The organism is Listeria sp. PSOL-1 (genome assembly GCF_902806445.1).
GTDB lineage: Bacteria > Bacillota > Bacilli > Lactobacillales > Listeriaceae > Listeria.
In genome coordinates this window covers 263,390-284,515 of sequence record NZ_LR760298.1, presented here as the reverse complement: position 1 = coordinate 284,515, position 21,126 = coordinate 263,390, and the positions used below count along the sequence as shown (strand labels likewise).

The following is a 21,126-nucleotide window of genomic DNA, read 5'->3' as shown; positions in this document are numbered from 1 at the left end:
ATTGTGCCACGTCCTTTTTCATCAGAAGACTCTATTTAGTGATAGAAAAGCTGTCTGTAATCATTTTCTCTTCTACAACAACTGCATTTAAGCTACCGCCAAATACAGCACCGCCGTCAATATCAAGCCTTGTTTGGTCTTCTGATATCCAAATATGGTTATCGTTATGTAAATTTTGAACAGGGGTATGACCAAAAATAAAAACTTTCCCCGTTTTATTTTGTCCGAATAAAAATGGTTCACGAATCCATAAAAAGTCTTTTGGATTCGTATCATGCCAATCAGAAAGCGTTAAGTCAACCCCTGCATGAACAAACACGTATTTTCCTACTTCATAATAAAGAGGGAGTTTTTGAACAAATTGAATTAAATCTTGGGCATCTTCTTTTACTCGCTCAGCCAATTCATCTGGGGTTACTTTCTCTTCAATCGTATGTGTTAAAAGTGTTTGAATAGTTTCCATACCGCCTTGGCTGATATAATAAGCCATTTTTTCCGTGGGTGCAGCTAGCCAGTCAAGTAACATCTGCTCATGATTCCCTTTAAGGACAATAACTTCTGCCTCTTCACTAAGTTTTTTTATTCGTTTTAAAACTGCGCCAGGATTTTCACCACGATCGATTAAATCCCCTACTAGAAGGAGTGTTTGCTTTTCTTTTTGCCAATTTTCTAAGATCCTATCTAGTAACGTAATTTCACCATGTACATCACCTATTGCAAATATTGGCTTCACTTTTCTAGGCCCCCTTTACTACACACTTTTAAACAACTAACAAAAAATTGAGCTTGTTTTATTATCGTGTAGATTTATTTATCTTCCAACTTTTTTTCAATTATATTCATTTCTTTACGTATTGCATCTAAACGAACTTCAGAGACGCCAATCGGCCCGTTTTGTAGCTGCGGGTCTTCCGTAATGACGTTTGCTTCGGCTGCGACATCTTGATATTCCTTTTTTAATTCTTGTAATCGGTTTTCTAGCTCTACCTTACTTTCTTTCATAAACAAAAGCACCTCCATTTATAGATGACCTTTCTTTTCCCTCTTTTTCATAAAACAACCCCCTTTCTGAGGTTTTTATGAAATTTTATGGTTTTTACTGTATTCATCGAGATTTTTATGCTATTTTTAGTTAAGCAACTACATTTTACGAAAGGAAAGATAATCATGATGTCAATTACAGAAGTAAGGCGCAGTGCACGGAGCGCCCTTAAAGGAAGCTGGGGTAGTGCCATTGGCGTATTTTTACTAAGTCAAGTGATTATTATTGCAGCTTCTAATATACTTGGCTTTATTCCACTCATCGGTCTTATTGGCTCTTATTTACTTATTGCTCCTATAACAGTTGGCGTAAGTTGGTTTTACTTAGCTGTTAGTAGGCATGATCAACCAGATGTTGGCTATATGTTCAGTGCTTTTAGAGATTATGGTAGGACATTGCTCGCTTATGTATTAGTTACAATTTTCACTCTACTTTGGACCTTACTGTTCATTATACCAGGAATTATTAAGGCCTATTCTTATTCACAGACATTTCTCATTTTACGCGATAACCCAAATACTTCTGCACTAGATGCTATTACTGAGAGCCGCCATTTAATGAATGGTCATAAAGGTCGCTTTTTCTTGCTTTCGTTGACCTTTCTAGTTTGGTATTTAATTCCATTGATTGTTGGTATTATTGGCTTTATAAGCTTTTTCTCAGTTTTTATTGCGAGCAGTATACACCATTCTATTAATTATAGCTTTACAACAAACGTAGCGAGTATTGGTTTGCTCACAGCAGGAGGAGCATTACTCTTACTAGCATTTCTTCTATGGATTGGTATTTCGCTTTACATTTATCCGTATATGTTTACTTCTTATAGTATATTTTATAACGATCTCATTGGAAACACGATCTATCCACAAGATGAGCTCTCATCTGCGTCAGAAGATCCATTTAGCAGCGATAATCATCCAGAAGGCTTTGGCCCAGACGAAATAAAATAAGTTTTATCGATAACAAACATTCACGTTTGCAGATCTTGGCATTCAAAACGCTTTCACATAACTTCTTACAGGGTCCCCCTCCCCGGTTTCAGTCATCACATGTAGCGGTCAAACGGTCAAAATCTGCAAATCGGAATGTTTTTTTCGTGCTTGAAAAACACACGCGCCTACAACAAGCAATATGCTTTCTAGAAGTACTCACTTTTGCAAATCAACGAAAAGCATTAACAACAAATTCATTTAATAAATTTTTAACTTCTACATAGACTTCTTGATATTTTTGCGCCTCTAGTAAATCAACAATCAGCGTGAAATGTTTTATCGTTCGGTCACGACCTTCTTCTGGAATTTGATTAACGCTGTCTACTGCAAAATAAGTCAAATTGAAGAAAACTTTTTTAACCATTTCCCGATAATAAGGATTCTCCGAAAATGAAATTAGCTTTAAGAAAAACTGATGTTGATTAAAAATATATTCGTCAATATCTTTAAGATAGGATGCTCGGTCCATGTCATGGATATAATTTCGCAAATCAGCAGTATCGATATTTGTTTCTTTTTGCTCGATTTTTTCTAACGTTGACTTAACAAATAATTCAATGACCTCAAGTGATTGAACGTAACGGGTTGAATCAACAATAGAATCTTTTACTACCACCCCGCTATAAGTGCGATAATCAAGAACACCTTCTGCAACAAGAGCTGTAATTGCTTTACGTATTGGAGAGCGACTAACACCTAACTCTTTTGATAGCCTTTCTTCAGTTAAGTGTTCGTTAGGTTTTAATTCACCGGAATTAATTTTTTTAATAATACTAAAATAAACAACCTTATCTAATGTTTTATACTCCCGTTTACTTTTTAACATTTTAACGCTCCTTTAATTCGGTAAATTTTCCATCATTACAGCATATAGGTGCATGCAAATACAATTGCACTTGATTTTCCTATAAGCTAAATCCCTTCGTTACAATGTATTATATCTTACCTTTATATAAAAAAACAAGTAAAGTAGAATCGTATATAAATCTACTTTACTTGTTTTTTGTTTCACGACAAGTCTTCACCTTATATACACTCATCCATCAATGGATTAGCTTGCTTTTTCTTGTTTTAGCCGCTAATTTAGGAACAATTTTATCTAATGGTTTTTTAAATACCACGCCGAAAACGATAAATAATACGGCAAAACCAACTAAGACAGAAAGATCCGTCCACATCGTAGGCCCGTAAACACCACCAACACTCTCTCTAAGCAAACTAACTGCATATGTGAATGGCAAGAATGGGTAAATAGCTTGGAAAAACGGTGGTGAAACCTGAATTGGGAAATTGCCGCCCGCACCAGATATTTGTAGAACCAACAAGACAATCGCAGCGCCTTTTCCAACATTATTGAATAAGGATACAAGCGTATAAACGATAATCATAAAAACAAAGCTGATAAAAAGACTAAAAAGTACATGTAAGAGTGGTTCAGCAATGCTTACACCTAGAATAAAGATATTTCCAAGTGAAACCACAAGGGCTTGGCAAAAGCCAATGACAAGAAAGGTAAATAAACGCCCAAAATAGCGATGATAATTACTATACATTCCTACAGGGGCAGCGACATCAACACGAAGCAAGGAAATAAGGAGCAGTGCCCCCACCCACAGACATAGCGCTGTATAAAATGGCGCACTTGCTGAACCATAATTAGGAATTTTATAGTATTCCGTTTGGTGTAAATTCACAGGATTTGCGATAAATTCACTATCTTTATTTGCATCATTACGAAGCAATTTAATAATCTCTTGCAAATCATAATCACGGTCAAATTCACGTATTTTATCAGCAGCCTTATTAATCGCATGATCAAATTGTGGTAATTCATTTCGTGACAAACTACTAGCAATATTAACAGCTTTTTCAAATTCTGGCATTTTTTCTTGGATAAGATTAGCTGCATGATTTATTTCTTTTTCTAAACCAGGTAGATCATTTCGAATAAAACGTCCTGCTTTATGAATTTTTGCTTTCACTGCGGGATAATCATTTTTATAAAAATTAGCTGCTTCATTAATGCCATTTATCACACGATCTAGCTTCGTATTGATTGCCGAAGTTGTTTCAGCAAGGATCTTTTCGATTTGTGGCATTTTTTGTTGAAATTCTTTGAGAAAACCTCGGCCAGTAATTAATGTCTGTTTCGCATTTTTTAAAACATTTTCGATATCTGGAATTTTCTTTTGAGCATTATCAAGCAGGTTTTTACCATTTTTTACATCTTTTTCAATTTGATTTAAGCCTTGTTGAATTTTTGGTACAATGACTGAATCGTAGTTGTTTAAAATGGACGCTAGTGTGTCGCTTACTTTGGTAGCATCGCGATTTAGGCGATCTACCAATTCTTTTGAGGGTTCTGCTCCATCTTCTAATTCTTTTTTAATCGCTTGAATGGTTTCTTTTTGGTCTGCTAATAATTGATTGAAACTACTTAAATCAGCAATGAGGCCATCGAGTGGATGATTAGGTAAAGTATCATTTAAATTTTTTAACAAATTAATTTGATTTGTAAGTAAAGATTGTAGATTATTAATATGTTGCTCGACTTTATTTAAAAGGCGTATGGCATCTTCTGGTTTTAAATTCCCATTTTTAAGTTGCTCAGTAATTCCTTTTATCGTATCAGCCACTTGTTTCATTAATTCTAAGTTGGTTTTTATTGCTGGTGCTACTTGATTGAAAGATTGATCTATTTGATTTACAAATTGGTCTAGCGCACCTGCGTAATGGCTTCCATCATCCGCAATTTGTTTTACAGTTGGTACCGCTAAAAGTGCTTCATTAATGATAGCTAGTGCTTTATCTGATTCACTTACAGCATCATTTACGGTTTTTTTAATCGTACCGATATGTGCATTTACCTCTTTTACATCGTCTGCTACTTGATAAATCTCAGGAATTTTCTTTTGTAAGCGTAAAACATCATCGCCAAGCTGATCCATTAATGGCAGTTTTTCTTCTACACGAAGAAGATCATTTGCCGCTTGGTTTAATTCTGGAATTTTTTTATTTAGCTCAACAACTTGATTCACTTTTTCTTTTAATTCAGGTAGCTTTTGTTCAAGATTTTCAGCTTCACTACCCATTTTTTTTATTTCTGGCATAGCATTTTGCACTTGGAAAACTTTTGATTTTAGCCTTCTAAGAGTTGGAAGCTCGCTTTCAAGATCGATTCCTGCTTGATTAAATGCTGTTAATACAGCTTTACTAATCGTACCGATAAATTCTGTACTAATCTGGCTTACGACTGTCGTTGCACCTTTTTCAGTCATTTTAGGGGCAATAGCATTAATTTTTTGATTGACAGAATAATCAACGTTAGGCTTTTTATCCTCGCCAGTAACGACTGAAACCATATCTTTAGAAAAACTTTTTGGAATATGAATCGCCGCATAGTATTTACCACTTTTTACGCCCTTTTGTGCTTGCTTATTGGAAACAAAAGTCCAGCCTAACTTATTGTTTTTCTTAAGTTTTTTTCGTAATTCCTCGCCAACATTGACTTTTTCAGGCTTTTTACCAGGAATTTCTACCTGAGTGCCTTTGTCATCAATGGCAACAGCAACCTTAATGCCTGATGTGTTTGAATAAGGATCCCACAGCGCCTTAATGTTAAACCAAGCATAAAGTGAAGGTAGGATAATGAGCGCAATAACGAGCAAAAGGGCAAGTGGCGCTTTGAATAATCTTCGCCAATCTAGAATGAAGATCTGGTATACTTTTTTCATTAAAGCAACCTCCTTTTCCCTTAAAATCATCTTTTCTATGTAACCCCAGCCATTATACAAATTTGTTTTAAGAGATGCAAGTTTTGTTGTTCTTTTATTTTCTTACTTAAAAATATTTTCGACGCCAAAAAATAACGGTTACACAAGCAGTAATAACAAATGTAAAAATCATAATCCCCGTAAAAGCAAAACGATCATGCATAAATGGTAACTTTACATTCATACCATAAATACTACCAATAATTGTTGGCAATGACAAAATAATCGTGAATGAAGCTAAGAATTTCATCACGATGTTTAAATTATTGGAAATCACTGAAGAAAAGACATCTGACATTCCACTGATGATTTGTGTATATGTATCCGTCATGGCAATAGCTTGCTTATTTTCAATCATTACATCACGAAGTAAATCGTGATCCAGTTGATTTTCAGTAAAATGCTCGGAATCTTTCATTTTATCAAGGATAGCTTTGTTGGATTGCAGCGCTGTAGCAAAAAACACTAAACTTTTTTGAACCGCCATAAAGGCATAGAGCTGCTCATTTTTCATTGCTTGTTTAATTTCGCCTTCAAGTTTGTTCATCATGCTAATCAACTTATACAGATCCTTCAAAAAATAAGAAGATACGGTATATAGCATTTGCAGTAAAAATTGAATATGATTTTTGGTATCAAAATGATCATCTTTTGAATACAGAATATGGTTCGTTATCGGATTTTCTTTTAATGAAATGGTTAAAATGATCTCTTGCGTTACAATAATACCAATTGGTAGCGTTTCAAACATTGCATAACCTAATTCATCTGATGTTTGGTAGGGCGTTTCAACAATCACTAGTGAATGCGTAAAGCTCTCTTCTACATGTTTCATTTCAATTCTAGAGCGTTCTTCTGAGTCTAGTGCATCAAAAAAATAGGTTTTTGGTATATCATATTGTTTACTTAAAGATTCAATTTCTGATTCTGTGGGGTCGATAACTTTAATCCAGGCTCCTGTTCCTACTTCTGCTTGTTCGACTTGTTTCATCATCTGGTCTTCTGCTGTTTTATAATATGTAATCATTTAATCCCTCTTTCTTTTTGCTAGCTAGCAAAGCATAACACGTATCAATAACCTTTCCCGAAAAGTACACACCCCAAACTAAAAGATGTGATTAGGTCAACCATTTATGACCCAATCACATCCTTTTTATTATTTATTTAAATGACTATGTCTAAAACCATAAGCAAAATAGATGACAAGGCCGATAACAAACCAGATGCCACAAGCAGTCCAAGTAGCTGCTGATAAACGCGTGATTAAAAAAGCACACAATAAAAATGAAACAATCGGAAGTACTGGATAAAATGGTGTTTTAAATGCGCCACTTGCAATATCTTTTTTGCGTCGTAAAAAGATAATTCCTAGTGATACAACCATAAATGCAAGCAACGTTCCAATGTTAACAAGCTCGGCAAGTTTATCAAGTGGGATAAGGCCAGCAAAAACAGCGACAATCGTTGCGTAAGTCCATGTATTTTTTACAGGCGTTTTATATTTTTGATTAATTTCAGCCATGCTTTTTGGTAAAAGTCCATCACGTCCAAGTGCATAAACAAGTCTTGTTCCGCCATACATCATAACAAGAATAACGGTAATCATCCCGACAACTGCACCAAGTGAAACAATTCCAGCAACCCAGTTTTGATTAATCACTTGTAAAGCAAATGCTACTGGATCAGTTACATTGAGCTTCGTATAAGAAACCATACCTGTTAGCACAATGGATACGAGCATGTAAAGCAGCGTACAAACCACAAGTGAACCAATAATTCCAATTGGCATATTGCGTTTTGGATTTTTTACTTCTTCAGCAGCTGATGATACTGCATCAAAGCCTAAATAAGCAAAGAATACAAGTGCTGCCCCGTTTAACACACCGCTAAAACCAAATGGCATGAAGGGCTGCCAATTGGTTGGTTTTACATAAAAAATACCAACAAGAATAAATAATAAAATAACACTTACCTTCAAAATAACCATAACCCGATTCACCCTTGTTGACTCTTTAATTCCACGAGTGAGCAACAAAGCAATTAAGAAAATAATAATAATAGCGGGTAAATTAATAAAAGTTCCAGCTGCAGGATTAAAAGAACCTGAGATTGCATGCGGAATTTTAATATGGAAGCCTGATAAAAAGGCATTTAAATAAGAGGACCAACCGCTTGCTACAGAGGCAACTGCTAAACCATATTCAAGAAGTAGTGCCCATCCAAGTAGCCAAGCAATAAATTCCCCAAAGATCACATAGCCATACGTATACGCACTACCGGCAACAGGGACTGTAGATGCGAACTCAGAATAGCAAAGTGCTGCCAGTGCACATACAACTGCTGCAATAATAAAAGAAAAAACAATGGCTGGACCAGAATGGATAGCTGCAACAGTTCCTGGTAAAATAAAAATACCAGTACCAATAATAGCACCGACACCAAGCAACATTAAATCAAATGCGCCTAACGTTTGCTTTAAATGAGTATGGCTACTCATTTGCCCCAATAACGTATCTATTGGTTTTCGTCTAAAAAGTTGTTTTAACATATCTTCTCTTCTCCTACTTTCAAAAGGTATGTTTCTATCATATGCTTTACCGCTTTAAAGGTCAACACTTTTTTTCGCAAAAAGTATAAAATATTGCATAAAACGCTCCGAATCAAAAGATAGGAACAGCTGAATCAGAGCGTTTGCTTCGTTTCTAATTCGTTTTATCAAAATTTGTAGCCATTTGTAATGCTTTCATTGGGTCCATTGCATAAACAATATATACTGTACGACCTTCTTGCCACATCACTTGATTTCCAGTTAGGCTTGTATTTTTTTCCGAGTCTAGTTTGACACTGCCATATTTATTTGGAATCGGCAATGATTCTTTTTCCAGAAAAGCAACCGTTTGTTTAGTAAGCGGCATATAATCCCCATTGTTAATATTAGAAGCATGTACGGACAATGCCCATCTGCCTTCATTCCAATTCATGTATTTATTGCCAGCACCCGCATCGGGATAACCTTTAATGTCATGCCCCAAATCTACTGGTTTAGCACCTGTTTTTGAAAAGTCGGTATAGCCAATAGCTTCTTCAGCTGCTTTTTCACTTGAATATGTTTTCTTTTCAATACGGCCTATTTCTTTAGCATTTTGTCCATTTTTGAGTTTTTCATTATTGATTGGAATGGGCTTGTCGCTTTCAAAAAAGTCGACAACATAGCTTGCACTACTACCTGCTGTGGTTGCTGTAAGGTGCATTTTGCTGGATGAAAGTGGAATTTGTTTTGGTAAAGCTATCCCTTTTTCTGCAATTTGTTTTTTTGTAGCCGCTAAGACTTGCTGCTCTGTTAAGGCTTTTGTTTCCCCTTGTTTTTGTTGATCATTTTCGTTTGTCATAGCCGTATCTTCAACTTTTTTACCTTTATCTGTATTCGTATTATCTGATTTTGCTTGATTACTTCCACAGCCAACAACTAAAAAGACGATACCGAGCGTTGATAATGCGATCCATAATTTCTTCATTTTTATCACCTCATTTTTTGTTTTCCCGTTCGTTTTTAGATAAAACGTTTATCCTAAATTTAAAAGTATTATTTGCACTGATACACACGTTGAGGTAAAATTAGCAATAATGGGGAAGTGTTAATATTTTTCCGTTAATTTTATTTTAGAAAGAGGCTTACACTGTGTTAATTATTTTTTTTCTACTGATTATAGGTGAATTTGGTTTAGCTTATTTCCAAGTGTTTAGCGATCCAAGTTTATTAAGCTTTTGTGCGGATTCTTTATTTGTTATGATTCCTCTTCTTTTGGTACATAGTTTCGCACCAAAAAGAGCACATGTTTACTGGTATGCTGGTGTTACAGCCTTTATTGGAATTTTAATGCTTATTCTTGTGTTATATGCTCGCTTTTATAATGAAGTAGCCACATATCACAGTTTCTCACTTATTGGCGAAGTAGGTGTTGTGAAAGATAGTGCAACCAGCTTGCTTAAATGGTATGATTTGCTATTTTTAATCAATTTAATACTCTTACCAATTATTCTCTACCTTGATCTAAAAAAAGGAATTCGCTTCAAAACGTTTAAACTTAATCGAACAAAATTAGGACTTAGTACAACATCACTTATTTTACTGATTAGTTTATTTACGTATGATATGATGCACAAAAATATTATTAGCGATCAAAAACGCGCTGAAAAAATGGGCTTTTTCACTTATAATGTCGCGACGGCTCTAACTGGCAATGCTCACGTTAAAGCAGCGGATGTTACAGCAGACAACATCCGCAACTTAAAGGGGGTTAAGCTTAAGAAAAAACCTAGTTACTTTGGCGCTGCTAAGGGAAAAAATTTAATTATTATTCAACTTGAGTCCTTTCAACGTAATTTAACAGGTACAAAAATAAATGGGCAGTCCGTTACACCAACACTCGATAAATTGGAAAACGAAATGCTCTATTCTGATCAATTTTTCCAAACAGTTTCAAAATCAAATACAGCAGATGCTGAATGGTCTGTTTATACGTCTACTTTCCCAAGTGGTTATTATACCAATACACAAACTTATGGAGATCGTGTTATTCCTTCACTACCTCGTGTTCTTGGTAAAAACGACTATAAAACAGCAACATTCCATACAAATGATGCTAGCTTTTACGATCGCGATGAATTTTATCCAGCAGTCGGTTTTGATAAGTTTTATGATCGTAATTTTTTTGGGAATAATGACGTTATTGGTTTTTCACCAAGCGATGAAGTGCTTTACAATAAGACATTACCTATTTTAGAAGACCATTATAAAAAAGGGCAAAAGTTTTATGCACAATTGATTTCTGTAAGCAGCCATATGCCTTTTATCATTCCTGAAGATAAAAAAGAACTTGTGCTTCCAAGTGATTTGCAAGATACACAACTAGGCAATTATTTTGAAGCTGTCCATTATGCTGACAAACAGCTTGGACATTTCATTGATAAATTAAAGGCGAATGGTATTTGGGACAATTCTATTGTTGTAATGTACGGAGACCATCATATTATCAACACTGGAAGTTTAAATACGCAGGAGAAAAAATACGTTAACCAAAGCAGTCAATTAAAAGCACAACCTGCTGATGATTATCGCATACCCTTTTACTTACATGTTCCTGGTACAAAACTAGCCGGAAAAATTGATAATATCGGCGGTGAAATTGATATCATGCCAACTGTTCTAAATCTACTTGGTATAGATGCTAAGAAGCAGATTATGTTTGGTGAAGATATTTTAAACACAAAAAATAATTTTATTCCGGAAAGATACACGATGCCTGAAGGAAGTTTTCTCGCAAATGATTACATGTATGCACCTGATGAATCATTTGAAACAGGAAAAGCAACAAATTATACCGGTACAAAAAAAGAGCTAACAAACGATGTCAAAGAAAAATTTGATGCTAGTCGAAAACTCTTACAATATTCAGATAGCTATGTTGAAAACTTGCCAAAACAAGCAAAGGATCGTAAATAAAAGTCTACATTGAGTCTGGAACATTATACGCCTCAGCTATTGCTTAAAGAAATAGAGCGTAGGGCTAAATCGAGCGAAAGCGTTTGTATTAAAGAAGTTTGCCAGAAGCGGAGCGTACAAAGCTGTACGTGAGAACCGGCAGTCTAGCAAGCTTCTTTAATGTGAGCGCTTGTCACCGATTTATTTTGCGTATGTTCCAAAACTGCTATATTATTTCTTCCAATTATGGCGCTTAAATTCAAATTGTTTCATCCATGGTCGACCTTTCTTAAGTGCAAAATAACCAATGATAGCTATCGCAAGAGCACCTACAATATCAACAATAATATCCCCCATTGTATCGGCCAAAGCTGCTCGTCCAACAAGTGGCGTGCCAGAAGATGTCATAAAACGCTGCATATTCAGCCCAAGTAAACCATCAAACGTATACTCATATACTTCCCAAAAGGCTCCAAGTGTCACAGCAAAACAAAATGAAAAAACCGCGATAAATCCTGGTTTCATTTTCATCACAACATTCTCATCAGCATTTAAGATGCTAACAAAGGAGAATCCACCAGCACCCAACATTGCACCACTAAAAGTGTGTAAAATTTTATCCCAATAAGGTACAATGGCATAAAATTTCTGAATCGTTCCTAAATAAATCGCACCATAAAGAAAGATAACAAATAAAATATAAACAAGTCCTGGAATCTGAAACTTAAAACGGCGCGCTAAAATACTTGGTAAAGCAAGAATAACGATACCAAGAATAATTTCTACTAATAAAAAGATATAATCTCCTTGAAGCGTAACTTTCGGCCCTTTTACAGGCTGCCTTACCGGTGCTGTAAAAATCTCGAAGATCGTAAATACAAGCGATATACCCATTGAAACAAAAATAAATGCTGCAATCCATTGTGGCCAGCGTAATTTTTTCAAGAAATTCATTTTGCTTCCATCCTTTCTTTTCCAAATACTAAAATAGAAAAAAACCAACATATAACGCTGCAAAACAAGCCTAAGCAGCGTCATAAATTGGTAAAATCTTTTAATCGTTTTTTGACGGATAATTTTCTAAGAAGTAAATTAACGTTCGTAGTTCTGTCGTCAGATCAATATGGTGTACACGTACTTGTTTTGGTACACTAATCCGTGCAGGCGTAAAGTTTAAGATTCCTTTTACGTTTGCTTCAAGAAGTTTATCAACTGTTATTTGTGCCTCTTCTGAAGGTACTGTAAGAATCACCACTTCTACGTTATTTTCTTTTAAAATTTCTTCCATATTATTAAAGTGATAAATTGGAATCCCTTGTTGTATTGTTCCAACTTTTTTAGCGTCTACATCAAAAGCAGCAATAATCTTGATATTATTGTTTTTCATAAAGTTATAATGCAGTAAAGCCATACCAAGATTCCCTACACCAATAATTGCTACGTTTGTTTGTTTATCTTGACTTAGTGTTCTACTGAAAAATTCCAGTATGTAGGATACGTTATAACCGTAACCTTTTTTACCTAAAGCACCAAAATATGAAAAATCACGGCGAATCGTTGCTGAATCTACTTTAACAGCTTCACTAAGTTCAGCAGAAGAAACACGTTCTTTTCCCGATTCATGCAAATATTTTAAGTAACGATGATAAACCGGCAAACGTTTAGCAGTTGCTTGTGGTATCCTCGTTGTTTCGTCCATCATAATTTAATTCCCTTCTTCCTAGTTTGTTGGCCTTAAAAAGTTCGATGCAGTAAAAGACTGTTTTCACATTCACATGACTGCTTTTATACTATAAACATTTCACAAATGATGCACAAACTTTTTGCTCACTCTTGCTAAAAAATATTTACTGACCACACTTTAATTCTTTTATCTTTTTTATTTTAACGTAAAATCACAATAAATGCTAGTCATTTCACATGCTAATCAAAAGATACTGTCATTGCATGTGCCTTAGCTTTGCGATACACTTATACTTAGGAATAATTTAGGAGCGGAAAAAATGATTTTATTACAAGTACAGCAAATTAACAAATATTTCGGAGCAGATCTTATTTTAGAAAATATGTCTTTAGAAGTAAAAACAAACGATCGTATTGCTCTTGTTGGTAGAAATGGAGCTGGAAAATCGACACTATTAAAAATTATTGCTGGCCAAATGAGTAGCGATAGCGGCTCGATTTCAAAACCAAAACAAGTGAAAATCGGCTATTTAGCGCAAAATACCGGACTGGAATCAAGCAAAACAATCTGGCATGAAATGTTAAGTGTTTTTGACGATTTAAGACAGATGGAGCAAGAACTACGCGAATTCGAGCAAAAGCTTGGCAAACCAGAAATCTATGAACAACCTGAAAGCTACGCTCAACTTTTAAAAGATTACGATCTCATGCAACATCGTTTTAAAGAGCTTGGTGGCTATCAATACGAAGCAGAAATGCGCTCCATTTTGCATAGTTTACACTTTTATCAGGAGGATTTTGACAAATTGATCGCTTCACTAAGTGGTGGTCAAAAAACCCGACTTGCACTGGCCAAATTATTGCTTGAAAAACATGATGTTTTAATTCTTGATGAGCCTACAAACCATCTTGACATCGCCACATTATCTTGGCTTGAAAATTATTTACAAAACTATTCAGGTGCACTACTAATCGTGTCACACGACCGCTATTTCCTCGATAAAGTCGTAAACCAAGTCTATGAAATCAGTCGAACAAAAATCAAGCGTTACACGGGAAATTACAGTCACTACCTAAAGCAAAAACAAGCGCAATTTGAATTAGATCTAAAAAAATTTGACAAACAGCAAACACAAATCAGTAAACTAGAAGATTTCATCGCTCGTAACATCGCGAATTCTGCTACAACCAAACGGGCACAAAGCCGTAGAAAACAACTAGAAAAAATAGATTTCTTAGATCGACCTCAAGGGCATGAAAAAACAGCTCATTTTGGTTTTACATTTAAACAAGCAAGTGGTAAAGATGTTTTATCTATCGATGAGCTTTCAATTGGTTACCCTAACAATCAAGCTACAGCTGAGCAGATTACCTTTGAAGCCAAAAGAGCTGATAGCATCTCTCTCATTGGCCCAAATGGCGTTGGGAAAACGACTTTACTCAAAACTTTAACAGGAGAACTACCCGCTATTTCAGGACATTTCCAATTTGGGATCGGTGTTAAAATTGGATATTATGATCAAGAACAAGCAAAACTGACATCAAACAAAAACATTTTGCATGAAATTTGGGACGACTACCCCGAACGAACTGAACAAGAGATACGGACGACATTAGGCAACTTCCTCTTTTCCAATGATGATGTCTTAAAAATCGTCAATACATTAAGCGGTGGCGAAAAAGCTCGATTAGCGCTTGCTAAACTAACTTTATTAGACGCGAATGTCTTAATCCTTGATGAGCCAACCAATCACCTCGATATCGAAAGTAAAGAAATTCTTGAAGCGGCTTTAATCCATTTCGCAGGCACCATCTTATTTGTTTCACATGATCGTTATTTTATTAACAAGATCGCTTCAAAAATTGTTGAATTAACGCAGACAGGCACAACCGTTTACCTTGGTGATTACGATTATTACCAAGAAAAAATAAGCGAAGCAAAAGAAATAGCTCGCCTCAAACGCGAAGAACAATTAAAAAACAATACCACGCTTAAACAAAATCAACCCAAAAGTGCCAAAACCTCTTATAAGGAAAGTAAAGAAAGTCAAAAACTCATTCGTCAAAAAACACGCCAGCTAGCAGACATCGAAGTACAAATGGAAAAAACAGATGCTAAAATTGCCGAATTAGAAGAAAAACTAACGGAGCCTGAAGTCTTTGGTAACCATGAAACTGCTCTAAGAATTACAGACGAATTAGACGGATTAAGACAAGTAGCAGATGCTTTAATGGAAGATTGGGAAATGATTAGTGAAGAACTAGAAGCATTGAGATAAAGAGGCCTAAAACAAAACAATTTTTCTTACATAAAACACTGTTTTGTTCCAGGTCTTCTTATTCCAATAATGCCAATATTTGTTCATAACTTTCACAACTTCTTATATCATTTTCTTTTAAATGATTATAAAGATAAGAAAAAATTTGCGAATAACTGGTGGCATTTTGATCTACTAAAACAATTAATATTCCATAAATCAATTCATCATTTAAGGAAACTGCTGCTTTCAAATGGATATATAGCAGTCTAAACTGACTATGGTGATTTAATTGTGTCGAAATATGTGGCATTGACACATGGTTAACAACCAATTGATTTCCAGCAATTTCTCTAAGCTTAATTTGTTCAGCTTCTTTAACAGATAAAAGCTGCTTCCGAACAAAATAATCCATCCCCGCATTTAGTGCTTCTATAAATCCTTTATTTTCTGCCTCTAAACAATAAAATGTCTCTTCTTTAAAATTCTCTTTCAAGTGATTTCTAATGGTTACTTGTTCAATTCGCTTCCGAATATTAGACAGATCCGTACTACTAAAAAGCCCATCATATTGATAATCAAAGCGAAACGCTTCCGTTAGCATAAATTCTTTTTCACCAATAGTGAGGTCGTACGTCGTGTTTTTAAGCGCGTTTTTTACTTCTTCCATTGTATGTACAACATCGACCTCGATCCCTTCAATCTGTTCGGTTAGCATCATTGAATTAATACTGCCAATGGAATACTTATCTTCTGCCATTAATACGTGGATCGTTTCATTACTTGCCATACTTTCCTCATTGATCACATAAAGTGCAAGGTAATCTGGATCAATATAAACATCTTTAAAATAAAGCGAAATTTGTTGGACAAATGCTGTGCTAAAATCGAATGAAAATGGATTTTTTGACTTTAAAATCCGAATTTGTTCACTCGCTTTGCCGTCAAAATAATTTGGAAAAGCAAGGTTACGCAAAAGATGATTTTTAATTTGTTCTAAAAGCTTATTCTCTTGATAAACTAAGTTATACGTTTGGTTAATCTTCCGTAAAATGGGAGATAAATCAATCGTCAGTAATTGCTTGCAACACGCAGCTTTTTCAATCATATATGAATGGTATTTCGTCGCTGTTTGACAAGCGAGCCATTGCGCTCGTTTTTGCTTAGAAGTCATGTAACGCATCCATGGTTCTTCATAAATAGAAGCTTCGTCAACAACTAAATTCTCTCCGCTACTTACTAACAAACTACTTAGGATATCCAATTTTTTATAGGATGATTCATTAATAAAAATGCCTTTATTAGATTTAGATGTAATCTGAAAATAATTGAGATATTTTTCGTTGCTATTTTTAATGATGTTCATTATTTCTTTTTTACTAAGATATAATTTTTCTTGAATCTCGCTTATTGAAAGGGCTGCATGTGTTAAAAGTTCAAAAAGAAGTGTCCGCTCATCTGCTTCTAGTTTTAAGAGAAATTTATTCAACAAACGCTGATTAATAATGTTTAATTTATAACCACGAGAACGCTCAATATAGCCAATTTTCTCTTCTTTTAACCAAAAGTCAATCATGATAATATCGCGTACAATCGTCCGCCTTGAAACATGTAAAAATTCGCTTAGTTCTTCACCTAAAAAGAAATTTCCTCGTAACAGGTCCAATATTTTTATTTGCCGTTCGTTTAACATAATTTAAGAATGCAGCGCCCACTCCATCCTATTCAATCCCTCCTCTAATTTTTTAAGCGGACAGCCGATATTCATTCGTAGGTATTGTTGATCTCCGTATGTGCTTCCAGGCATAATCCCCACATGTCCCCGGTTGATTAGACGATTCTGCAACTCATCTTGTTTCCATTTAATATCTGATACATTCAGCCAAGCTAAATAAGTTGCTTCTGGCATTTCAAAGTCAATTTCTGAGATTTTTTCTGCAAGGAATTTTTGAAGAAAGTGAAAATTGTTTTTTAAATATTGCTGAAGCTCTTGTACATACTTTTCGCCATGAGTATAACCAGCTATCATACTTTCAATACCAAAGATGCTAGCAGAAGATACAGCATCTCGCTGCTTCAATGTAAATAAAAATTTTTCCCGCAAGCTTTCATTAGGGATAAATGCATAAGATCCACCTAATCCTGGCGTATTAAATGTTTTTGAACTTGAACAACAAAGCGCCACATTATCTTCTGCAAAACAAGTGATTGGTGTATACTTTTTTTCACCTAAAATAATATCTCGGTGGATATCATCTGAAATAATAAAAACATTGTAACGCTTGCTAAGCTCATTCATTCTTTTTAATTCTAATGGGCTAAAAACTTTGCCGGTGGGGTTATGTGGGTTTGTTAAAAGAAAGACTTTCGTATTCTCCTTAGCAAAATTATGTTCTAACGCGCTCCAGTCGATTTGGTATCCTTGATCAGCAGCACCTAACTCTATTTTTAGAAGTAGGCGTTTATTCGCTTCAATTGCACTAAAAAAGGCGTCATACATCGGTGTAAAAACAGCAACACCCTCACCTTGTTTTGTTAAAAGACAGATCAGCTTGCTAATAGTATACATAACACTTGGACTATACACAATCCATGATGGTCTTATTTTTACTCGTGGATCTTTTTCAAACCAAGAAATAATACTTTGCTTATAGGCCTCATGATTCCAACGCGTATAACCATAGACAGGATGCTTCATGCGCTCATTTAAAGCAACTTGAATGGCATCTGGAACAGCAAAATCCGTATCTGAAATAGAAAATGGTAAAATATCACTTCGACCAAAACGATCTACTGTATAATCCCACTGCGTACTATATGTTCCGGTTCGATCAATCTGTTGGTCAAAATCTATTTTCACAATCATGCCCCCCCTTCTAAATCGTTGTTTGTATTTCCTCAACTGACTTTTGTTCCTGTACTTTTTTCGCCTGGTTCTTTAACCAAGCTGTTTTGAAAACAATAATAAACAAAACATTCAAGAATAAACCAACGCCTACAGTTAAATAGAAGAAATACCATGGTTTTTCTAAGCCAATTAATGGATCAAAAATGCCGATTCCTGGTGCAATTCTTTCGATATTAAACATAATCGAAATCGCACCAGCAATTCCGCCTGCTAATGTATTTGCTGCAATCATGGGAATAGGAGCGGCTAAAGCATAAGGAATAGCAGGTTCAGTCGCCACCGTTGCACCAACAATAAAAGCGCTAATACTTGTACCGCGTTCTTGTTTTGTAAATAGCGTTGGTCGAATCCATGTAGCAATTGCCGCTGCCATAGGTGGAAGTAGCGTTACAACCCCAACAATCCCGTACCAATTATAAACACCGGAGCTAAGTAGCGAAAAAGCAAAGAACCATGCTGTTTTATTAATCGGTCCACCCATATCAAAAGCAAGCATCGCTCCAATAATAAAGCCACTAAATAATTTCATTGATGTTGGAATTGAATTTAAAAAGCTTAACATTTCAGTCATCAGCCAAGACATCATTGGGCCAATCGCAAAATAAGTCAATAAGCCAAAAAGAAGCAATGTAATAAATGGAATTAACATAGAACCAAGGAGTGGTTGAAATGCTTTGTTAAGTTTTACTCGTTTGAAATATTTTACAAAATAACCAATTGATAAACCAAGGACCACAGCACCTAAAAATCCTGCTCCTGATTTCGTTCCAAGTAAATCAGTGCTATTTGCTAAATAAGTAACCAAAAATGCTGGTGCAAACGCTGGTTTATCACCAATCGCGCTAGCAATATATGCACCCATAATTGGGATCATAAAAGTAAAACCCAAATTCCCGATTGCAGTCAAAATCCAAGCAAGTGATGGACGAACCCCTTCACTAAGCGCTACATTAGGCATACCAAACTGAATAAGCATACTGCCTAAAGCAACGAGCAAACCACCACCAACGACAAAAGGTAAAGCAGCTGACACACCAGCCATGAGGTAGCTCATAATTCCCTCTTTGACAACAGGTTGATCATTGCCTAATTTTACCTTAGAAGCATGTAAAGTCGTTGCTTTTTGTTCAATGTTATCAAATAATGTATCAATATGTTTAAGCGCGTCAGAAACAGGAAGTTCAACTACTTTTTTTCCATCGAAACGGGCTCGATCTTCAACTGATAACCCTTTTCCTAATGCCAAAATGACATAATCTGCTGCTTCGATTTGAGCGTTTGTTAGTTTATTTTCCACCCCGCTAGCACCTTGTGTTTCGATATGAACCTCGTAACCGAGTGATTTACACTTTTGTTCAATCGCTTCAGCTACCATATAAGTATGGGCTATACCTGCTGGACAATTGGTAATTCCTACAATCTTCATTTTTCTCACTCCTTATTAATGATTTAATACTAAATTAATTTCATTTAGTATTTGTTCCGCATTTCCATTTTTCAACAAATCGGTAAATTCTGTATGCATCAATTTACGACTAATCTTTGCAAGCAATCGTAAATGAACATCATCTTTATTATCAGGTACTAGTAAGCAAATTAATGTATGGACTGGTTGATTATCTAATGCTTGCCATTCCATCAGCTTGCCATTCCTTACAACCAAAATAGTTGGTTCTTTTACAGCTTTATTTTTGGTATGTGGAATAGCTATATTTTTGCCAAATCCTGTTGTTGATTCTTGTTCTCTCTCTACTAAACCTTGATAAACTGATTCAACGCTTGTTGTACGCCCATTTTCAAAAGCTAAATTTGCTAAATAACGAAAAGCTTCTTTTTGATTTGTAAATTCTGTTTGTAAGTTAATCAAATTTTTTTCAATAAATGTCATCTTCATATCCCTCACTTCATATCTTATAAAACTAGTATATGCTGTATGGAAGAAAACGTTAACATTCTTTTTGTCGCAGATGAAGTGACAAAAAATTTGGGTCATAAACAAAATAAATCGGCAACACACGCGCGCGATTAAAAAAAGTTTGCCAGACTTTCGGTTCTCACGCACAATCGTACGCGCTTTCCGGCTTCTGGCAAACTTTTTAAATACAAATGCTTTCGCTCGATTTGTCGTATTCGAAATGTAGAATTTACGCTATTCGTACGTAGCTGATCACTCAACGTCTCTTATGATTATATAAAGTAACCGTACGTAGCATTACGGAAAGAAAGAGGAAAAACAAGATAACAAAGGTCATATAACGCATCCAGAAAGACTCCAATTTAAACCCGCCTAATTTCTCTAGTCCAACTTGAGCCCCCATCACAATTAGTGTTGTTATGGCTAACATAAAAAAAAGCTGGATATAACGTTTCAAAGTAAAACCTCCTCGTTTTTGCCGCTTTGCTATTTTTACCCCTAATGTATAAGCTTCTTCTTTTTTCTTCTTAGACAGCTCTTTTTTTCGAAATGTATTCGTCAATACTAATTCTGCCATTCTATGCATGCCTGCTTGTCTTGTGATGTCATCAATTTGATTGAATGTTGTATTGGTTACTCCGGCTACGATATTTTCAAAACTACCTTTATAACAAGACGTAATCGTTATGTATGATTTCCCCTTCAAACGATAAGGAATGAGCTGAGCTTTTGATGAGGTTAACACGAATTGGTTTCGATAAACATCAAAAAAATTCTTTAATAGGCCACTCATCCCATTCCAATAAGTTGGTGTTGCAAATATCAAACAATCTGCTTGTTCAATTTCTTGACCGATTTGTCTCAAGTTATTCCCCTTTAAATCCTGATCTCCTAAATAGAGGCACATCGTTTCACAACCATTTTCTTTTGCTCCAAGTAAAACCTCGTCTAACATTTGAGCAGTCAAGCCAATTTTGTTGGTAGTTCCTAGTATCCCGATTACTTTCATTTCACTCCTCCTTATTATTTAAATAAAAGAATGTTGAAGTTCAGGCTCCCATCATTAAATTCCG

Annotated in this window: 17 protein-coding genes; 3 read left to right on the top strand and 14 right to left on the bottom strand. The window is 35.3% G+C overall.

Annotated elements, in window-relative coordinates; all coding sequences use genetic code 11:
* Window positions 1-31: 31 nt before the first annotated feature.
* On the bottom strand, window positions 32-733 hold the full coding sequence (locus tag G6Q10_RS01370) for a metallophosphoesterase family protein (protein WP_163652109.1): 702 nt from the start codon (window positions 731-733) through the stop codon (window positions 32-34).
* Between the two features lie 74 nt (window positions 734-807).
* Complete coding sequence (locus G6Q10_RS01365; RefSeq protein ID WP_163652107.1) at window positions 808-1,002, bottom strand: Lmo0654 family protein; 195 nt, start codon at window positions 1,000-1,002, stop codon at window positions 808-810.
* Between the two features lie 165 nt (window positions 1,003-1,167).
* Between G6Q10_RS01365 and G6Q10_RS01360 the strand changes: the two genes are divergently transcribed.
* The gene (locus tag G6Q10_RS01360; RefSeq protein WP_163652105.1) at window positions 1,168-1,992 is read left to right on the top strand and encodes a DUF975 family protein; all 825 of its coding nucleotides are present in this window, start codon (window positions 1,168-1,170) and stop codon (window positions 1,990-1,992) included.
* A 211-nt stretch (window positions 1,993-2,203) separates the two neighbouring features.
* Here the strand turns inward: G6Q10_RS01360 and G6Q10_RS01355 are convergent, their stop codons facing one another.
* From G6Q10_RS01355 to G6Q10_RS01335, 5 genes are all read right to left on the bottom strand, one after another.
* Entirely contained in the window at window positions 2,204-2,860 is a 657-nt protein-coding gene (locus G6Q10_RS01355; RefSeq protein WP_163652103.1) for a GntR family transcriptional regulator, read from the bottom strand.
* A 217-nt stretch (window positions 2,861-3,077) separates the two neighbouring features.
* Complete coding sequence (locus G6Q10_RS01350) at window positions 3,078-5,768, bottom strand: YhgE/Pip domain-containing protein (protein WP_163652101.1); 2,691 nt, start codon at window positions 5,766-5,768, stop codon at window positions 3,078-3,080.
* A 106-nt stretch (window positions 5,769-5,874) separates the two neighbouring features.
* Window positions 5,875-6,834: a magnesium transporter CorA family protein gene (locus G6Q10_RS01345; protein ID WP_163652099.1), complete on the bottom strand. Its 960-nt coding sequence runs from the start codon at window positions 6,832-6,834 to the stop codon at window positions 5,875-5,877.
* A gap of 129 nt (window positions 6,835-6,963) precedes the next feature.
* The gene (locus G6Q10_RS01340) at window positions 6,964-8,355 is read right to left on the bottom strand and encodes a branched-chain amino acid transporter BcaP (protein WP_163652097.1); all 1,392 of its coding nucleotides are present in this window, start codon (window positions 8,353-8,355) and stop codon (window positions 6,964-6,966) included.
* Window positions 8,356-8,509: 154 nt separating this feature from the next.
* Window positions 8,510-9,322: a hypothetical protein gene (locus G6Q10_RS01335; RefSeq protein ID WP_163652095.1), complete on the bottom strand. Its 813-nt coding sequence runs from the start codon at window positions 9,320-9,322 to the stop codon at window positions 8,510-8,512.
* Window positions 9,323-9,486: 164 nt separating this feature from the next.
* Here G6Q10_RS01335 and G6Q10_RS01330 point away from each other — a divergent pair, with 164 nt between their 5' ends.
* Window positions 9,487-11,310 (top strand): LTA synthase family protein, encoded by a 1,824-nt coding sequence (locus G6Q10_RS01330; protein ID WP_163652093.1) that lies wholly within the window; start codon window positions 9,487-9,489, stop codon window positions 11,308-11,310.
* A gap of 210 nt (window positions 11,311-11,520) precedes the next feature.
* Here the strand turns inward: G6Q10_RS01330 and G6Q10_RS01325 are convergent, their stop codons facing one another.
* Window positions 11,521-12,234, bottom strand: a complete 714-nt coding sequence (locus G6Q10_RS01325; RefSeq protein ID WP_163655653.1) for a DUF2238 domain-containing protein — start codon at window positions 12,232-12,234, stop codon at window positions 11,521-11,523.
* Window positions 12,235-12,343: 109 nt separating this feature from the next.
* On the bottom strand, window positions 12,344-12,991 hold the full coding sequence (locus G6Q10_RS01320; RefSeq protein WP_163652090.1) for a redox-sensing transcriptional repressor Rex: 648 nt from the start codon (window positions 12,989-12,991) through the stop codon (window positions 12,344-12,346).
* A 301-nt stretch (window positions 12,992-13,292) separates the two neighbouring features.
* On the opposite strand from G6Q10_RS01320, the gene G6Q10_RS01315 reads away from it, so the two are divergent.
* Window positions 13,293-15,251 carry an ABC-F family ATP-binding cassette domain-containing protein gene (locus G6Q10_RS01315; protein WP_163652088.1) on the top strand — a complete coding sequence of 653 codons (1,959 nt, stop codon included), beginning with the start codon at window positions 13,293-13,295 and terminating at the stop codon, window positions 15,249-15,251.
* Window positions 15,252-15,309: 58 nt separating this feature from the next.
* Here G6Q10_RS01315 and G6Q10_RS01310 read toward each other — a convergent pair whose 3' ends face one another.
* The 5 genes from G6Q10_RS01310 to G6Q10_RS01290 form a co-directional block, all read right to left on the bottom strand.
* Entirely contained in the window at window positions 15,310-16,923 is a 1,614-nt protein-coding gene (locus tag G6Q10_RS01310; RefSeq protein WP_163655651.1) for an HTH domain-containing protein, read from the bottom strand.
* Window positions 16,924-16,926: 3 nt separating this feature from the next.
* On the bottom strand, window positions 16,927-18,090 hold the full coding sequence (locus G6Q10_RS01305) for a MalY/PatB family protein (protein WP_197914073.1): 1,164 nt from the start codon (window positions 18,088-18,090) through the stop codon (window positions 16,927-16,929).
* 16 nt (window positions 18,091-18,106) lie between these two features.
* Window positions 18,107-19,564 (bottom strand): PTS fructose-like transporter subunit IIBC, encoded by a 1,458-nt coding sequence (locus G6Q10_RS01300; RefSeq protein WP_197914072.1) that lies wholly within the window; start codon window positions 19,562-19,564, stop codon window positions 18,107-18,109.
* A 15-nt stretch (window positions 19,565-19,579) separates the two neighbouring features.
* The gene (locus G6Q10_RS01295; RefSeq protein ID WP_163652081.1) at window positions 19,580-20,026 is read right to left on the bottom strand and encodes a fructose PTS transporter subunit IIA; all 447 of its coding nucleotides are present in this window, start codon (window positions 20,024-20,026) and stop codon (window positions 19,580-19,582) included.
* 283 nt (window positions 20,027-20,309) lie between these two features.
* Window positions 20,310-21,062: a flavodoxin family protein gene (locus G6Q10_RS01290; protein ID WP_163652079.1), complete on the bottom strand. Its 753-nt coding sequence runs from the start codon at window positions 21,060-21,062 to the stop codon at window positions 20,310-20,312.
* Window positions 21,063-21,126: the final 64 nt, after the last annotated feature.

Coding starts and splice junctions, on each gene's coding strand:
- G6Q10_RS01295 (WP_163652081.1), bottom strand. CDS start 20,026: ATGACATTTATTGAAAAAAATTTGATTAACTTACAAACAGAATTTACA.
- G6Q10_RS01310 (WP_163655651.1), bottom strand. CDS start 16,923: ATGTTAAACGAACGGCAAATAAAAATATTGGACCTGTTACGAGGAAAT.
- G6Q10_RS01360 (WP_163652105.1), top strand. CDS start 1,168: ATGATGTCAATTACAGAAGTAAGGCGCAGTGCACGGAGCGCCCTTAAA.
- G6Q10_RS01350 (WP_163652101.1), bottom strand. CDS start 5,768: ATGAAAAAAGTATACCAGATCTTCATTCTAGATTGGCGAAGATTATTC.
- G6Q10_RS01340 (WP_163652097.1), bottom strand. CDS start 8,355: ATGTTAAAACAACTTTTTAGACGAAAACCAATAGATACGTTATTGGGG.
- G6Q10_RS01300 (WP_197914072.1), bottom strand. CDS start 19,564: ATGAAGATTGTAGGAATTACCAATTGTCCAGCAGGTATAGCCCATACT.
- G6Q10_RS01345 (WP_163652099.1), bottom strand. CDS start 6,834: ATGATTACATATTATAAAACAGCAGAAGACCAGATGATGAAACAAGTC.
- G6Q10_RS01365 (WP_163652107.1), bottom strand. CDS start 1,002: ATGAAAGAAAGTAAGGTAGAGCTAGAAAACCGATTACAAGAATTAAAA.
- G6Q10_RS01320 (WP_163652090.1), bottom strand. CDS start 12,991: ATGATGGACGAAACAACGAGGATACCACAAGCAACTGCTAAACGTTTG.
- G6Q10_RS01290 (WP_163652079.1), bottom strand. CDS start 21,062: ATGAAAGTAATCGGGATACTAGGAACTACCAACAAAATTGGCTTGACT.
- G6Q10_RS01335 (WP_163652095.1), bottom strand. CDS start 9,322: ATGAAGAAATTATGGATCGCATTATCAACGCTCGGTATCGTCTTTTTA.
- G6Q10_RS01355 (WP_163652103.1), bottom strand. CDS start 2,860: ATGTTAAAAAGTAAACGGGAGTATAAAACATTAGATAAGGTTGTTTAT.
- G6Q10_RS01315 (WP_163652088.1), top strand. CDS start 13,293: ATGATTTTATTACAAGTACAGCAAATTAACAAATATTTCGGAGCAGAT.